The organism is Pseudoalteromonas sp. CNC9-20 (genome assembly GCF_022347875.1).
Lineage (GTDB): Bacteria > Pseudomonadota > Gammaproteobacteria > Enterobacterales > Alteromonadaceae > Pseudoalteromonas > Pseudoalteromonas ruthenica.
This window is the reverse complement of the sequence record NZ_JAKRFS010000005.1, coordinates 312772-329602: the sequence shown is the minus strand read 5'-3', so window position 1 is coordinate 329602 and position 16831 is coordinate 312772. Positions and strand designations below refer to the sequence as shown.

17 protein-coding genes are annotated in these 16831 nt (G+C 47.6%); 10 read left to right on the top strand and 7 right to left on the bottom strand.

The features are described from left to right. Nucleotides 1–43 precede the first annotated feature (43 nt). From MHM89_RS14150 to MHM89_RS14130, 5 genes are all read left to right on the top strand, one after another. Nucleotides 44–1204, top strand: coding sequence for a serine hydrolase (locus MHM89_RS14150; protein ID WP_022946384.1), 1161 nt, complete (start codon nt 44–46; stop codon nt 1202–1204). Between the two features lie 157 nt (nt 1205–1361). Further along, nucleotides 1362–1640: a DUF493 family protein YbeD gene (ybeD, locus tag MHM89_RS14145; RefSeq protein ID WP_022946385.1), complete on the top strand. Its 279-nt coding sequence runs from the start codon at nt 1362–1364 to the stop codon at nt 1638–1640. A gap of 12 nt (nt 1641–1652) precedes the next feature. Continuing rightward, nucleotides 1653–2306, top strand: a complete 654-nt coding sequence (lipB, locus tag MHM89_RS14140; protein WP_026111315.1) for a lipoyl(octanoyl) transferase LipB — start codon at nt 1653–1655, stop codon at nt 2304–2306. Next, complete coding sequence (gene lipA, locus MHM89_RS14135; protein WP_022946387.1) at nt 2303–3271, top strand: lipoyl synthase; 969 nt, start codon at nt 2303–2305, stop codon at nt 3269–3271. Before lipB ends, lipA begins: the two co-directional genes overlap by 4 nt. A gap of 107 nt (nt 3272–3378) precedes the next feature. Beyond that, nucleotides 3379–3930: a LuxR C-terminal-related transcriptional regulator gene (locus MHM89_RS14130; RefSeq protein WP_022946388.1), complete on the top strand. Its 552-nt coding sequence runs from the start codon at nt 3379–3381 to the stop codon at nt 3928–3930. Nucleotides 3931–3934: 4 nt separating this feature from the next. Here MHM89_RS14130 and MHM89_RS14125 read toward each other — a convergent pair whose 3' ends face one another. The 6 genes from MHM89_RS14125 to MHM89_RS14100 are packed head-to-tail and all read right to left on the bottom strand — an operon-like array spanning nt 3935 to nt 9565. Beyond that, nucleotides 3935–4765, bottom strand: coding sequence for a hypothetical protein (locus MHM89_RS14125; protein WP_239409067.1), 831 nt, complete (start codon nt 4763–4765; stop codon nt 3935–3937). Next, nucleotides 4755–7175 carry a fimbria/pilus outer membrane usher protein gene (locus MHM89_RS14120; RefSeq protein ID WP_239409066.1) on the bottom strand — a complete coding sequence of 807 codons (2421 nt, stop codon included), beginning with the start codon at nt 7173–7175 and terminating at the stop codon, nt 4755–4757. The genes MHM89_RS14125 and MHM89_RS14120 overlap by 11 nt, the downstream gene beginning before the upstream one ends. After that, nucleotides 7151–7855, bottom strand: coding sequence for a hypothetical protein (locus MHM89_RS14115; protein WP_239409065.1), 705 nt, complete (start codon nt 7853–7855; stop codon nt 7151–7153). Before MHM89_RS14115 ends, MHM89_RS14120 begins: the two co-directional genes overlap by 25 nt. Nucleotide 7856: 1 nt before the next feature. Next, entirely contained in the window at nt 7857–8555 is a 699-nt protein-coding gene (locus tag MHM89_RS14110; protein WP_239409064.1) for a molecular chaperone, read from the bottom strand. Nucleotides 8556–8610: 55 nt separating this feature from the next. Then, on the bottom strand, nt 8611–9087 hold the full coding sequence (locus MHM89_RS14105; protein WP_022946393.1) for a hypothetical protein: 477 nt from the start codon (nt 9085–9087) through the stop codon (nt 8611–8613). Nucleotides 9088–9118: 31 nt separating this feature from the next. Beyond that, entirely contained in the window at nt 9119–9565 is a 447-nt protein-coding gene (locus MHM89_RS14100; protein ID WP_157795522.1) for a hypothetical protein, read from the bottom strand. Between the two features lie 433 nt (nt 9566–9998). Between MHM89_RS14100 and MHM89_RS14095 the strand changes: the two genes are divergently transcribed. From MHM89_RS14095 to MHM89_RS14085, 3 genes are all read left to right on the top strand, one after another. Beyond that, nucleotides 9999–10592, top strand: coding sequence for a hypothetical protein (locus MHM89_RS14095; protein ID WP_022946395.1), 594 nt, complete (start codon nt 9999–10001; stop codon nt 10590–10592). Nucleotides 10593–10652: 60 nt separating this feature from the next. Continuing rightward, a complete protein-coding gene (locus MHM89_RS14090; protein WP_151172443.1) occupies nt 10653–11648 on the top strand; it encodes a DUF4382 domain-containing protein in 996 nt (331 codons plus the stop codon). A 156-nt stretch (nt 11649–11804) separates the two neighbouring features. Then, on the top strand, nt 11805–12977 hold the full coding sequence (locus MHM89_RS14085) for a type III PLP-dependent enzyme (RefSeq protein WP_239409063.1): 1173 nt from the start codon (nt 11805–11807) through the stop codon (nt 12975–12977). A 71-nt stretch (nt 12978–13048) separates the two neighbouring features. Here MHM89_RS14085 and MHM89_RS14080 read toward each other — a convergent pair whose 3' ends face one another. Beyond that, nucleotides 13049–13831 carry a DUF4124 domain-containing protein gene (locus MHM89_RS14080; RefSeq protein WP_138547589.1) on the bottom strand — a complete coding sequence of 261 codons (783 nt, stop codon included), beginning with the start codon at nt 13829–13831 and terminating at the stop codon, nt 13049–13051. A gap of 124 nt (nt 13832–13955) precedes the next feature. Between MHM89_RS14080 and MHM89_RS14075 the strand changes: the two genes are divergently transcribed. Together MHM89_RS14075 and MHM89_RS14070 are read left to right on the top strand one after the other, a co-directional pair. Further along, complete coding sequence (locus MHM89_RS14075) at nt 13956–15275, top strand: DASH family cryptochrome (RefSeq protein ID WP_239409062.1); 1320 nt, start codon at nt 13956–13958, stop codon at nt 15273–15275. Beyond that, on the top strand, nt 15268–16824 hold the full coding sequence (locus tag MHM89_RS14070) for a cryptochrome/photolyase family protein (RefSeq protein ID WP_239409061.1): 1557 nt from the start codon (nt 15268–15270) through the stop codon (nt 16822–16824). The genes MHM89_RS14075 and MHM89_RS14070 overlap by 8 nt, the downstream gene beginning before the upstream one ends. The last annotated feature ends 7 nt before the right edge of the window (nt 16825–16831 follow it).

The following is a 16831-nucleotide window of genomic DNA, read 5'->3' as shown; positions in this document are numbered from 1 at the left end:
TTAACCAATTCGCATTTTCACCTAAAATATATTTAAAAGCATAATGAAATCAATTAAACATTCTCTTCTCAAAGGCCTAGGCGGATTACTGTGTGCAAGCTCAGTGTTTGCCGCTCAAGCGCAGATCATTCCGGCTCCACCTGAAGTTAACGCTAAGGGCCACTTTCTTGTCGATTTCACAACGGGCAAGGTGATCGCCGAAGGCGAAGCCGACACTAAATTGGCACCCGCTAGCCTTACGAAAATGATGACGAGCTACGTCATCGGTACAGAAATTAATGCCGGTAACATCTCCCCCTCAGATATGGTGACCGTCAGTGAAAATGCATGGGCGAAAAATTTCCCAGAGTCATCAAAAATGTTTATCGAAGTCGGTAAGCAAGTAAGCGTTGAAGACTTAAATCGCGGCATCATCATTCAATCGGGTAACGATGCGTGTGTAGCGATGGCCGAACATATTGCGGGAAGTGAATCGGCATTTGCCGATCTCATGAATGCCCACGCGCAGAAGCTTGGCATGGATAACAGCCACTTTATCAACAGCCATGGTTTAGACACCAACGAGCATTTCACTACCCCTCGGGATATGGCGACCTTGGGCGCTGCACTTATCCGTGACGTGCCAGACGAATACGCACTGTATAAAGAAAAAGACTTTACCTACAACGGTATCAAACAATTTAACCGCAATAGTTTGCTGTGGGATCAAGGCCTCGACGTAGACGGCATTAAAACTGGTCACACCAGCGAAGCCGGATATAGCTTAGTGTCTTCTGCCACCAAGGGTGATATGCGTTTAATAGCCGTGGTCATGGGCGCCAGCTCTGAGCGTGCACGTAAAGTGGAAAGCAAAAAACTGCTTAACTACGGCTTTCGTTTTTTCGAAACCATCACACCGTATAAAGCTGGCGACAAATTTGCCGACCAACGCATCTGGATGGGCGATAAAGAGACTGTGGCGTTAGGCATTTTAGAAGACACCCCTATCACTATCCCTCGTGGCCAACAGAAGAACCTAGAAGCGAACTTTGAGCTCGATACGACACTTGAAGCGCCACTAGAGAAAGGCACCAAAGTAGGCACTTTGTACTTACAACTTGACGGTGAAGATGTGGCTAACTACCCACTGGTGACACTGGAAAGTATTGAAGAAGGTGGCTTTTTCAGCAAGATCTACGACTATTTGCGCTTACAAATCATGTAATCGCAGCTGATTTGTTACAGCGGATCACGCATTACCGAGCGCCCCACTTGTTGGGGCGTTTTTTTTACCTTAAAAAATGCTAGAATACGCACTATTAAGAGCTTTGCTCCGTATACTTTAAACACACCGTCGTCTGTAGTTAAGAGGGTTTATTGTCGTGGTCAAACCGGTCAAAAATACCAAATTTGATGAATATCTAGAGTTTCCTTGTCCTTTCACATTTAAGGTGATGGGTCTTGCTAACGTGAGCCTGACGGAACAGGTATTAACGGTTATGCAAGAGCACGCCCCTGGCGACTATGCACCAAAAACGAAACCGAGCAGTAAAGGTAATTATGAGTCAGTGACTTTAGTTGCCACGGTGACATCAAAAGAGCATATCGAAGTTATCTATACTGAATTAGGTAGCATTGATGATGTACGCTACGTTCTGTAAGCCTTTTAAGGACTGACATTGAGCACCTTAATAGTACGCCAATTGGGCTCTCGCCCATACATGCCTATTTGGCAGGCAATGCAAACCTTCACAGACACCCGTGACGAGGCCAGTGCCGATGAAATTTGGCTGGTAGAACATGAGCCTGTATTTACGCAAGGCCAAGCAGGCAAAGACGAGCACTTGCTAATGCCCGGTGACATTCCTGTGGTCAAAGTAGACCGTGGCGGACAAGTCACTTATCACGGCCCTGGACAGCAAATGCTGTATGTACTTTTCAACTTACGAAGATTGAAAATCGGTGTACGCGACCTGGTTACCTGGCTAGAAGACAGTATCATCGACAGTCTTGGTGAATATGGAATCGACGCTTACGCCAAAAAAGATGCACCTGGGGTCTATGTTAATGACGCCAAGATTGCCTCCTTAGGTTTGCGCGTGCGTCGAGGCTGCTCCTTCCATGGTTTGGCTTTGAACGTCAATATGGATTTGGAGCCTTTCTTGCGCATTAACCCTTGCGGCTATGCGGGTATGCAAATGGTGCAATGTAAAGATTTAAATGGGCCTCAGTCCACAGAGCAAGCCGGTCAAGGGCTTGTCGAGCAATTAATTAAACGACTCAACCCCGAACACGTTGAGTATCAACAAGGGTTAGCGAAAGAATGACGAAATCATCAGTAAGAATGCAACCGGGTGTAAAATTACGTGACGCTGAGAAAATGGCGCTTATCCCGGTCAAAGTCCTACCGACTGAAAAAGACGAAATGCTACGTAAGCCAGAGTGGCTGAAAATCCGCTTACCTAAATCTAACGAGCGCATTGATGGCATTAAACAGGCAATGCGTAAGCACGGCTTGCACTCCGTGTGTGAAGAGGCGAGCTGCCCTAACCTTTCTGAATGCTTTAATCACGGCACCGCCACATTCATGATCTTAGGAGCCATTTGTACGCGTCGTTGTCCGTTTTGCGATGTCGCTCATGGTCGTCCACTGAAACCTGATGCTCAAGAGCCAGAAAAGCTGGCACTGACTATCAAGGACATGAAGCTCAACTACGTGGTGATCACCTCGGTAGACCGCGACGATTTACGTGACGGAGGAGCCCAACATTTCGCCGATTGTATTCGCGAAATTCGTAAGCACAACCCGGGCATTACTATTGAAATTCTAGTGCCAGATTTCCGTGGTCGCATGGACCGAGCATTAGCGATCCTCAGCGAGACACCACCAGATGTCTTTAACCACAATTTAGAGACAGCCCCACGCCTTTATAAATTGGCTCGTCCAGGCGCAGACTACAAATGGTCTTTAGAGCTATTAAAGCGCTTTAAAGAAGCACACCCTGAGGTGCGCACCAAGTCAGGCCTAATGGTAGGGTTAGGTGAAGAAATGAGCGAGATCGAAGAAGTGCTGCGCGACTTACGTGAGCACAATGTCGATATGCTCACAGTAGGCCAGTATTTACAGCCTTCGAAACACCACTTGCCGGTAAAACGTTACGTGCCACCAGCGGAATTTGACGCTTTAAAAGCGTACGCAGATGACATCGGCTTTACCCAAGCAGCCTGTGGTCCCTTTGTACGCTCTAGCTATCATGCTGACCAACAAGCAGCAGGTAAAGAAGTTAAATAAGCGATTACGACGCGTCATGGCATGGTGGCGCGTCCCTTCTTTATTCACATCCCTAATACAAATGTGCTAGTATCCGTTGCAAGTCGTTAAGATAAGGATAGAGATAAATGACTTCAGCGCACGTCAAGGACACGACCACCCAGCTAATCAGCAGTTACCCACAATTCAATACCCTATTACTTGATTATCAGGTAATCAGTGATTTGGTTGATCCAACCTCCGTTACCCGCTTTATGCATCAAAACAAGTTAAAGCACTTAGTCATAGCCAATGTGCCCAGCGATATGAACTTCGGCCACCTTAAGCGTTGGCCTAATCTGCGCGGTGTTTTTATTGCCCCAAGTACTGATGAACAAGTGATGCAAGGCCTGCAAGCCATTGCTGAAGGAAAACTGTGGTTTCCACGTAAAGTAACGGATCACTGGATGCGCCATTACCTAGCCACAGAAGAGCACCAGCAAAGCCAAAAGTCTTTATTGACCGAAAAAGAAATGACGGTACTTAAGTTACTGGCCTCTGGAATGCCGCTTATTAGCATTGCCGAGCGATTATTCATCAGCGATGCGACCGTGCGTGTTCACCTACATAAGATTTATCAAAAAATCGGTGTAAAAAACAAACAACAAGCCATGCTTTGGTCGCAGCAGCATCTGACCTGAACAATTACAACTCCCGAGGCTCTACTCGAAAGTAAATAATATCGCTGTATCGGCCTGCCACTTGACGTTCAAAATCTTGTAAGCGAATGGCCAGCGGCAGCAATTGAGTAGACTGCTGTGCAGCGATTGGCAATTTTCGCGCATGTTGTAGGTCGTACCAACGCCCAGCCACAGCTAGCGAATAGCCAATACGCCAAGCAGGTTTTTGCGTATCATGCAGTAAATACCCTTGGTTTTGTGAGCGCATCAATAACCGCAAGTCAGTGTTGCTACGCACCTGTAAACTAGGAAGGTGATGATACTCTTTGTTACTGCGCAGCTCACCAAGATTGACACTCGCTTGGCGCGCATTGTGTCCTAACCAGGTCAACGAAAAGCGCTGTGGCAGATGAGTATCAACCACCGCATTTGCTTGCGTTATTAGTTGCCCTTGGAAGTGCCCGGTAATAAGCAGAGTGTCTTCGTAGAACCCAGCAGGTGCTGATTGTTGACGCCTTAATTTGATATTGATAATGGTGCTTTGAGCGCCGCGTACATGCATAGGCATCGCCAGTGCCTGACCTTGGTCGTTGTGCACATCGTAACTAAGGCGCGCCTTATCCCCATGTAGGCGGAACTGCTGCTGAGAGTGTAAGCTGAGTTGAAATTCACAGTCTTCGTGTTGCCTAGGCGTAATACGCAATCGATAGCTCGCCTGCGCCGTGCTCTGAGGGCGGTAGCTTGCCAAGGTATCGCTGAGCTCTTCAATGTGCAGTTGCATATCCGTGCAGCTTTGTTGTGCTGTACTTGGCAAAGCAGCAAGCGCTAATACTAAACACACCCATTTAACGCACATAAATCACCCCTTTTCTTTGCAATTGTTGTTCATCCTCAACTTCCAGCGAGACACTCGGTAAGTGGGTATCATCAAAACGAATGCGATAGTGACACGGTTTCATGCCGGTGATGGCAAAACGTCCTTGACGATTAGTAAAAAAAGCCTTCACATCATCACCACATACCGCTTCACCCACGGTTAAAGCAAGGGGCGTCTCATCGTCATCAATAAGTGTTCCCATCACGGTAATATTGGCACTGGAGCCGACCTTGATGTAATGACCAGAGCGATAGTGTGGATAGAACCGCAGTAACCCCGTGCCGATGTCATAGCCAATGGGCAAGTTAGGGATATCTACCGCTGCTCCGCCTTGGCTGTAGGCGTTAAGATCAGGCAGCAACATGTTCCCTAAGCCATCATTTTTAACGCGTATTGCTTGACCTTGGTCGGTCAAACGTACCTCTAACCCATCTAAACTCGAGTGCGTATCGACTAAAGCGAAACTATCGTTAATTGTACGCCCCACCCCCCACTGATTTTGCGCGAACGCCACGGCCGTTGAGAGTGAAAGACGGGTTTGATGCCGCCCTTCATCAGCCTGTAAACGCTTATAAAAGCTGCCATGATCCAGTGCACTACCAAAACGGTTGCCATTGTATTGCATGCTCACATCGACAGCGCTTTGATAATCAATGCTGTTTTCAATGCCAGCCGTAAATTGGCTCACACCAATATGTTGAGCACTCCCCTGGAAACTGTATTCTAAGCGCTCAAGGTGTTTTCGCTGTTGTGCGTACAAACGCAGGCGCTTACCTTGAGCAAATTGATAACTGATGTTGAAACCTAAGTTGTAATCCCGCTGACCCTCATCACGAACTCCAGTAAATACTCGCCAAGACCAACCTTGCTGCCAACTATGCCCGCCTACACTCAAAGTGGCACTACGCTGCCAAGATTGTTTCTTGCTACCTTGTCGATGACGTTTTTGCGCATTGAGGGAAAAGTTAACTGTGTTGGCGTTATCAAATACATAGCTGTAGTCAAACTGCCACTGGTGCTGCACTGGCAATGAGCGAGCCGCTTTAACAGCACTTATCTGCAGCGGAGCGTAGGCTTTCGCTACATATTCGTAACCGAGCTGAAATTCGCTACCAGAGTTAGACCGGTAGCTGCGTAAAGATGCTCGGTAGGCCTGTGCAGCTCCTAAGTGAGAGTGATGACTCAACGCATATTCGCTGGCGGCAATAAACCACGGCATTGCATAGGTAGCCCGAGCGCTCAATTGCCTACTTTGCTCATGCCATTGCAGCCCAGCGCCTAGGGTTAGATTAGGCGACCACCCATAGTCAAAGCTCGCGCTAATAAAGGGTTGCTGCCAAAGGTAGTCATACCCCGTTGCTGAGGCTTGACTTAATACACCAGCAAAACTTTGCAGTTGCAAATCGCCTTGGGCGAGCAAATCTAAGCCGGTGGTAATATCAAACTCGATCACCTCCACTTTACCCGCATCATCCGTTATTTTTAACGACACATCATTGCTGCCTTCTTGCAACGGAATATCGGCAAGCGTGTAGACTCCGGGACCAAGCTGCAAACGTTTTACGACTCGCTGTTCAACGATCACATCAATGCTGGAGGGGCGCTCAAGAGTGAAGCTCTGTGAAGCGGAGGGACGTGGGGAGTGGCGTGTAATTTGCGCAAAGTTTTTAACAAAGGCAACGCCTAAACTCGACTCACTGCCCTGAAAATAGCCACCGAGTACGTAGTTATCACCAAGACTAAGGCGCGCTCCTATATCCGCATAGTCATAGCTGACACGAGTTCCTAATCGACTCGCCCGAGCCGGGCGTCCGTGTAGAAGTTGCTGCTCCGACTCCAACAGCCAACCATGGGCGCGCAGTGCAAGCTCGGTGCGCCAGGTAAATTGCTCCTCACTGAGGCTCTCTTTCGATGCTTGCTCTTTAATAACGCTCAGATAGTTATTGAGATAACCACTGTAGGGAGCCATTTTATGCGCTTCCAAGAACGGTTGCTGTTGCGCCGCTGACACCGTGCGGCTTTGCAATAGCTGACGATCAATAGAGGTCACTAGCTGGAACTGACTCATATCGAATTGCACGCGAATGCCCTGCTCACGTAATGCAAGCAACGGTAACCACTTTTGCTGTGGCTGCGCTAATGAGCGTGTGATTGTCGGCAGTACGAGTGGTATTAGCGCGTCTATAAACTCATCACTATCAACATAAATGGTGTCATCTGCTGCAATGCGAATATCAACCACACTCAAATTAGCACCATTTACGACAAGCTCCACACTCAAATCCAGGTCTTGGCCTGTTGGATTCAGCGCCCCATGAGCAACGGAGCAACAGCAGCCAATCAGTAACAATAAGCACAGGCTAATTACTGGCGCAACGCGAGCCGCCATGGCGCCTTCCCTACTGCCTTTGAAAGTAAATACTGATGCCATTGCGAGCTTAAGCTAATATTACGGCTGCTCTTAGCAGGCAATAAGCTGTCCTCAGAGAGCCGCGCAATATCACTGTCGCGTAAAAGAACTTTTTCACCATCAGCGCTGATAAGTACCAGAGGTAGTGAACTAAGATATGCTCTCGCGTTTCCCTGGTTATGAAGCGTTAAGCTTGCATTGTGCGCAGTAATGTTCGAGTCCACTATGCGCACATCACTGCTTGCACCCGCTACATCCAAGTGCACAACAACATTAATATCTAATAACATCTGCAGTTGTGGCTGCGATAATATCAGCGGCTGCTGCAATAACTGCACGAAGTAACTAGCCTCTACACCGTTAGCTGGCATGTTGTCGACCACTATCTGAACACGCTGCGACTGCCCTGGCTTTAAAATCATTGCTGGCGGGAAAACCATCAGGTCATCACTTTCGCTCGAACTATAACCTTGATCTTGAAAGTGAATACGCTCAACACCCAGCTCAAACGCAAACTCACGATTACTTGGGTTATGAATAACAAAATAACCACGGCTCCCCGGCTTATGGCTAATATGCTGCATCATGGGTGTGACCTCGACAGCACCTAGCAGGTGGCTGGTGATCAGAGTGCCAAAGAGCAACAACCACTTAGCCATACTAGTGACTCAAGGGCTCTATGCGCACTTTTGTCGTTTCAGCTTTAAACCCAGGAGGAGGTGTAAACCCAATCACGCGCGCGCTATTAGGAGGAATAAAGCTGGTTTGCAAAGCCGCAGACAGCGCCGGACCTTGTACTATTCGTTGTTCTTCACCTTGTTGTAGTATCCATTTGGTTTTAATAAGGCGAATATACTTGTTACCTGAGTTGCTGATATTGACCTGCCACGCTTTTTCGTCGCTACGAATGTCAGTAATCGCAAGATCTGCTTTAGCGTCTTCAGGAGCCACATTAAATAAAGTACGAAAGCTCAGAGCCATACCTACAGAGGACTGCGTTTGATTTGGCAGTGCCACTTGGTCAATGACAATACGGTACGCTTTCGACGTGACTAGCGCCGGCTCACCAATGTAACGCACGACGATTGTTTGCGCTTGCCCTGGTGGAATAACCGCTGTCATTGGCAGAATTAAGAAGTCGCTGTCATTATTGGTGAGTTGCTCTTCACCTTGGCTGTTAATGACCAAGTTCTTAGCACTGACTTCCACCGTCAGAGGTGTATCCTCAATATTTACGATACGCATATTACGCTGCGCTTGCTTGCCCATAGGCGCAAGCTCGGCCACCATAGGCTGTACTTGGAACGCGTAAACTGGGGCGACTATCCAAAGTAAAAGAGTAAGCAGTACAATTCTCATAACATAAACCTAAAAAGGCAGCCCGAAGGCTGCCCAACTCAACATGGAAATTGGATTAACGCGCGGTAATAGCAATTTGCAGCGTGTCTGAATAAGTGCCTGCATACAAGGCATCTTCTAATAGCTCTAACTGAATTTGACCATTGACGCCGCGAGCAAGCTCTTCTGAACCGTCAACATCAACGCTAACACGTTTCTCGTTTTCACCGGTGTCGGCCATTAACTGTAGGGCAACGGCGCCAGCGGTAAGGGAGGCTTTGTAGTCAATACCACGGTTTTCATTGTCGGTATTTTGCAGGTTCCCTTCTGCTGAAGTCAGGCTCACAGTCGCGCCATCAGCATCGTTACATAGCAATGTAACGTCTGACATCGCTGTCGCACCAGAGCTTAAAGAAGAGAAGGTTTGGCTGTTGGTCAAGTTAGAAACGGTGCATACAGAATCAACTTGTCCGTTAAGATTCAGGCTACTTGAAGCATGCGCCGTTGCGCTAAGAGTCAGAGCAATCGCAGCAGAGATAAGTACTGTTTTCATGTGTAATGTCCTTTTGCTTAAATAATAATCGTTATAGGCCTCGACCATATAGATCAGGCGTGATTTCAAGACGAATTTCGTCGCTATAGCGCCCGGCAAAAACCAATTGCTGCTGCAGCTGTACCGCGAGAGAAGCGCGTTCAGAGAACAACACCTGCTCGAAGTGAATCGCCTTTCCTTGCTTCAACTGTAAGGCTGAAAATACTGTTTCCCGTTTGGCTTTTGGCACGGTCAACGTCACTCGGTAAGGCACTAACACATCATTGTTATGATGGCTTAACCCCCCATTTTGAGAATAAAGCGTTAGGGTCATGGGTGAATTACAGCGTAAATCCAATTCAGCCTGAGAGGACCTTGTATTGCTCAACTCAACATCATGTTGATGAAACGCAACAGAACAACGGGCTTTTATATATCCATACATGGCTAGACTAACTTCATTTGCGGTGGCTAAGGAGCCATCTAAACTTGCTAGCATTAGCGCCAACTTACAGATTTTTATAACGTTTTGCTTTCGCATCCTGACCCGTTATTGGTGTGCTTCAAACAACGATGAGAAGATTAACTGAGATTTGGGGATTTAAAACGTTTGTTTATGATGAAGCACGTTTATGAACGTTAAACATTTTCCTAAACGGCCGTTTACTTGGGTATATAACGGGGATTTTATGAACGTATAAATATCGATAAATCAGTCTTCTAGTTGCCTGTTTTTAAAATTTTGTAAGACATTCGCCACAAAGCAAGCTAAGCAAAACTAATTCAATTTAATTCAAAAAATTAGAATAACGCTCTAGGTTATAATTTGTTGTTCTTTAAACGTTCAGCGAGTGTCTGCTAAATTTGCGCCCAAATTTTGCATATTTGATTTTATTTTTTTATAGTCGCAAAGGGTTATTTGGGGTACAGAGATGGAGTTCACCGAACAAGAGCTGGCTTTTTTCCAGCAGGTATTTAGCGAAAACACGTTGCAGGGCGACGATGTTAACACCACCGGCTTGTCCCTTCGTTCGGAGTTACCGGATTATGTTGCCTCCCTATTTGAGCAGCCTGGGTTATGTATGTTGGCAGAGGTCGGGCACTTTGAACTTTGGTTTCCTCTCTCGCTGTCATTAACCGCAAACGGTGATTTACAGCCCGCGCTGGAAGCACCAGAAATTTTCGAGGCTCTTGGGCAGCACCGCAGCTGGCGCTTTGATAATCCCACGAGTATTTACTTGCTCACCGACGACGGACGAAAGCTTCCTATTCATTCTTTATCCTCTACAGGCGCGGTGATTGATGCTGAGCAAATCAAGCATGCGCCACAAAGGGCCACAGCCAAGTTAATCCTGCCAGACTATCCGCCAATGCAATTGGAGATGCAAAAAGCGCGGCAACAAGGCTCACTCATTGCTGTCACATTTATACGTAACACCAACAAAAAACAGCTGCGCCAGTTCCTGTTTGATAACCACAAGCAAGGCTATCAAGAAATTTATCACTCCCTCGCAGCACACAGTTAAAACCGTGTTCAGGTAACTTTGCTACGCTAGATAAGTGTGCAATCTGACGGAGTACATTTAATGAATAAACTGATTCTTGCGAGTGCAATTAGCGCCGTTTTACTTAGTGGCTGTGGGGGTTCGGACGATAATGACGACAACATCACCAACCCAGAGCCGACACAAGCAGAGTTCTCGTTAGGCGTATCTGATGCGCCAGTAAGTAACGTTAAAGCAGTGTGGGTTGCCTTTGACAGCATTACCTTAAACGCGGGCGATGGTGAGATGCCAACCTTTGAGACCCGCTCTGAGGAGAACCCAGATCAACCCGTGATGGTAAACTTACTGGACTACACTGGTGATGATGTGTTTGCGCTTATCGATGATGAGCTTGTTGCTGCCGGTGACTATGAATGGCTGCGCGCTGATATAGTCAATGGCGACATGGCCAATATCGAGATGACTTCACATCTGGTTTATAACGATGACACTGTCGTGCCACTTGTTGTCACCCGTAAGGGCAATGACGGCATCGGTGAAATTCAAATTAATGACTTCACTTTGGTCAGTGGTGACAACGACTTCGTGCTTGAGTTTGACCTGAAAAAATCTTTGGTCAACCCAAGTAACAGTAACGAAGTTAAGCTTAAACCCACAGGAATTCGCCTAGAAAACCTTGCCCAAGTGGAAGATATCGAGGGTGTAGTTAGCCAGCAGTTGGTACAAAACTGCGAAACTGACAATGCAGATATCGCGCCTGCCACCGGGGGGTTCGGTCATGCCGTATATCTCTATAATAGCGATGTCAGTGAGCCTAAAGATTTGTACCTTGACGGCGAAACGGTTGCGGCTGATGCACCTATCGCGACCGGTGGCGTGAGCTACGATGAGGAAGATGAACGTTATGAGTTCGAAATCGGCTTTGTCGCTCCAGGTGAATATCAGCTAGCCTACACTTGTGCTGCACACATTGATGACGCCGAAATTCTCGATGAGTCGTTTACGCTGTATCAGCAACAGACAGTCACGGTGACAAGCGGTGAAGACGCTCAAGTTACCTTTGACATAGCCCAATAAGCTATTGAAAATTAAAGACTAAAAATATTTTAAATTTTTGCTTGCATGGCGCGATAATTTAACTATTATTGCGCCACTTTAATTCGATAGCCAATCCTAGTACAGCCCTCCAGCCAAGGCGAAGAGTAACTATCCAAATTCAATTTTGGAGTTATTATGTCTGTTTCTTCTTTGCGAGCTCCTGCTCACTCATTTACCGAGCAATTCGTACAAGCCGACCAACTTGCCAATCAATACGGTACCCCTTTACTGGTGCTGGATATTGACCGTGTTCGCGAAAACTACCTAGCACTTCATGCTGCGCTTCCGGGGGTGACTTTACACTATGCTCTAAAGCCCCTACCTCATGCAGATGTGGTACGCGCCTTAGACGCGCTGGGCGGCAGTTTTGACCTTGCGACCAATGGTGAAGTGGATGTGGTGGCTCAGTGTGCTGTGCCAGCAAGTAAAACCATTCACACTCACCCGGTCAAGCGCGTGGCCGATATTGAGCATGCCTTGGCTTATGGGTGCAATACCTTTGTATTCGACTGTGCCAATGAGTTACGTAAGTTTGCGCCTTATAACCATGAGGTTGAGCTGTTACTGCGTTTAAGCTTCTTAAATGAAGATGCGGCTGCTGATTTGTCGAAAAAGTTTGGCGTAACACCCGCACAAGCTTTGCCATTGTTGCAACAAGCTCATAGCATGGGTATTCGCGTGCGCGGGCTGTCATTCCATGTAGGCTCACAAACACGCGATCCTCATAAATACGTGGCAGCAATAGAGCAATGTAAAGAAGTCTTTGAATTAGCTCGACGCGCGGGTTTGCCTGCCATGAATACATTGGATATTGGCGGTGGCTTTCCGGTGAGTTATCAAAACGACAACATTGATATCGATAGCTATTGTGCACCCATTCGCGAAGCGTTGGCGCAGTGGCCGCAAACCACCCATTTTATTGCAGAACCTGGTCGTTATATTGTTGCCTCGGCCATGGTGCACGTAATGAGTGTAATGGGCCAAAGCCTGCGCGGCGGTAAGCCTTGGTATTATATGGATGATGGCGTATATGGTGCGTTTAGCGGCCGCGTGTACGGCGAGCCTGCGCAACGCTTTTACACTTTGCACCAAGCCCCAGAGCAGCCGTGTGTTTTAGCGGGGCCAACCTGCGATAGCATAGATGTCATTACAGAGCATGTGAATATGGCGCAACTGCAGGATGGCGAGCGAGTATTTACCGCTAATATGGGCGCTTACACATGGACAACGAGCACTGATTTTAATTTCTTCGCCAAAGCGCCTGTTATTAGTGTCGATAGTGCACTGAGCATGGCGCAATTGGGTTAGCCCTCTAGAGCTGAAGTTCAAAAGCTAACCTTACTCCACCAGCACGAGTCTCAGAATCGCGCTGGTGGACATCAGTTCGTGTCTTTGTTTTCCTTGGCTTTTTGCATTAGTTCGGCGCGCTCTTGAGATAGGCGCGCTAACCCTTTTTGTTCAACATCAATCAAGGTGGTGTACTTAGCCGTTACTGCTGACATACGTTGCGACAAGGCATTGTCATAAGTAGCATCAACGAGGTTATCCGGAGTTTGCGCCGCTTCCTCTTGCAGCGCTTCTAATTCATTGTCTAACCGCGTGTGATAGGTGTCAATTTTATCCAGATGCTGGCGCATATCGCGGTCAATTTGCTGCAAGCGAATAAAACTGTCGATGCTGTCTGGGGCATTTGCTGCACTGTCTTTAAAGATCTCTTTTTGCGCCAGCAAACGGTCAATATGCATTTGTTCCCGATCGATCAACGCTTGATAACGCTTACTCACCGCCTCCATTTCTTTGGCAATGGCTTGGTCTTTTTCAGCTCCAGTGAGGTTATTAACTTGGGCATCTGACTGATCTTTCAAGCGCGCAATTTCTTCTTGCATTTGACGTGTGTAAGTCTCAATTTTATCGCGGTGTTGGGCAATTTCTTTATCCGCCTGCTGATTGCGTATATACCCCTCAATATCACTGTCGCTTTGCGGCTTATCTGCGCTTGAAGTGTCGGCGGCAATGGTATTAACCACCACTGCCTTGGCATCTTTAGAGCAAGGGAGCTGCGAAAATTCTACAGTGCCATTTTTGGTGCATTGATATACTGTGGTGCCAGCACTCACCGGTAAAGCGGCGGTAAACACTGTTATAACAAACAAGCGAATCATTTTTTCTCCTAAGCGCCAGAGCGCGTACCTATCTCAAGTCTAGCTGATGCATAGCCACATGCGAAGGATCCATGTGCGGCGTTCAAACGTACCACAGCGGTATTCGTAATAACCGAGGTGCACCATGAAAACGGGGCTCTATCTTTTTTATCACGATCTGAGATTAGAAGACAATCAGACACTTAGGCGATTATCTTCACAAGTTGATCGGCTTATATTGGCGTATTGTCCGTTGCACACACTCACTGTGCCATCGCGCGCCATTTACAATGCTCGCGAGCAAGGGCCTGCGCGCACTGCATTTGTTGAGCAAACACTACACCACCTGGGCCAAGCACTAGCGCCTTATCATCACTCACTTTGCTGCATTGATAATCTTAAGACACTCGACGAACTGGTTGGCGTTCATGACATCACTCACCTAGGCGTAGGGCATCAGCATGGCTGGGATGAGCGAATGGCTATCGCTCATATTAAAGAGCGCTACAACGCTATTGAGCTGATTCAAGATCATGATCATACGCTGTTCACCTTGGCACAACTCCCAGGCCCTGTGGATGAGTTACCTAGCACCTTTAGTCAATTCCGCAAAGCCGTTGAGTCTGAGCTAAGTGCCGATGAACCGCTTGCAGCGCCAACACAGCTTGCTCCTAGCGTCCCCGTTAGGCAAAACCTTTATGCCCAAGGTGATGCATCCACCTCTGTACTCACGCCTTGGTTTGCACAAAGCTCTGCACACGCGCTTGAGAACTATTTTGCGACGGATGCACCCAGTCGCTATAAAGAAACGCGCAACGCGCTTCAAGGTCAGCACTTTTCGACGGCACTGTCACCTTGGTTAGCAAACGGCGCTTTAAGTGCACGCCTGATGCTCAGCAAATTGCGTAACTATGAAGCACAGCACGGTGCCAACGAATCAACGTACTGGATTTACTTTGAACTATTGTGGCGCGAGTACTTTCAGTGGCTGGCTATAAAACAAGGTAAGCAATTATATTGTTTTGCAGGCGCCAATAGCGCTAAGCCACAAACCAGCTTTTACGCTCAGCGCTACCAAGCGTGGTGCCAAGGCAACACCCCCTATGCGTTGGTTAACGCCCTGATGCATGAACTTAATACCACTGGCTGGATGTCTAATCGGGGCAGACAAATTGTTGCTAGCTGCTTTGTCAACGAACTCAATCTTGATTGGCGTTATGGCGCCGCCTATTTTGAGCGCATGTTGATTGATTACGACAGCGCCAGCAACTACGGCAATTGGCAATATATCGCGGGCGTAGGGGCCGACCCTCGTGGCGGCCGTCATTTCAATCTAGCGAAACAACAACAGCAATTTGATCCCGATGGCGAGTTTATTAGCCGTTGGCAAGGCGAAGCGAGCCAAAGCGACATCGACTATCAAGATTACACCGGCTGGCCCCAACAAGGCGTGACTCATGAGTGAAAACTACAAAGAAATCCGCCTTATTCTCGGCGATCAGTTAAATGCGCAACATAGCTGGTTTGAGCATAAGTGCGACGATGTACTGTATATCATTGCTGAGCTACACCAAGAAATGCAGTATACCCAGCACCATATTCAAAAAGTGTGTGCTTTTTTCGCTGCTATGGCTCGCTTTGCCGAAGCCCTGGAATTAGCTGGGCACCGTGTTCTTCATCTGACTCTCGATGATACACAGGGTTACGATGATTTAGCGCACCTACTCAAGGCGCAGGTGGAGCGCTTTAGTGCCAATACCCTCAGCTACCAACTGCCTGATGAATATCGCTTATATGAGCAACTGCGCGACTTAAACCTCGGTGCAGACATCACCTTGAATGCCTATGATAGCGAGCACTTCTTGTTGGGCTTTAATGAGCTGAGCGATTACTTTCAGGCCGATACCCATCACACTATGGAGCAGTTTTATCGTAAAATGCGCCGACGCTTTAAGGTGTTGATGCAGGGCGACAAGCCTTTGGGGGAGCGGTGGAATTTTGATAAAGAAAATCGCAATAAGCTAAACCAGCAAGACCTCGCCGAACTGCCTCAGCCACTGTGCTTTGACAACGATGTGCGTAGCATCAAAGAGCGCATCACCCGCCATAAGGTAAGTACTATAGGCCAAGGCAGTGACAGGTTATTATGGCCTGTGAGCCGCAAACAGGCTAAGCAATTACTGCGCTATTTTTGTGACCACTTACTGCCTTGTTTTGGTACCTTCCAAGACGCCATGACCTGTCAAAGTGACAGCCAGTGGAGCCTTTATCACAGCCGCTTATCATTCGCGCTAAACAGTAAAATGCTGCACCCCATGCAAGTGATCAACGAGGCTACTTCAGCCTATGAGCAAAGTGATGGCGCCATAAACCTAGCTCAGGTTGAGGGCTTTATTCGACAAATCCTCGGTTGGCGTGAGTATGTGCGTGGGATTTATTGGGCTAACATGCCCAAATATAGCTCGTTAAATACTCTCGAGGCCTCGGCGCCACTGCCGGAGTTTTTCTGGCATGGAAAAACCAATATGGCTTGTCTTAGCCATGCTATTGGTCAAAGCCTTGATTATGCCTACGCCCACCATATTCAGCGCTTAATGATCACCGGCAATTTTTGCCTACTACTTGGCGTTGACCCCGATGCCGTCGATGCCTGGTACTTAGGTATTTATGTAGACGCCATTGAATGGGTGGAAATGCCCAACACCCGGGGCATGAGCCAATTTGCCGACGGCGGCATTATTGCTACCAAACCTTACAGCAGTGGTGGCAACTACATCAACAAAATGAGCGATTACTGCAAACACTGCCACTATAACGTTCGCGAAAAAGTAGGCGAGCAGGCATGCCCATTTAACAGTCTTTACTGGCACTTTATGGTTCGCCACCGCGAGCGCTTCGGGAATAATCACCGCATCGGCATGATCTACCGAAATTGGGATAAACAAGACAAGCGCCAGCAACAGCAGGTGTTAGAACGAGCGCAGTGGTGCATCGATAATGTAGAGAAATTATAAAGACATA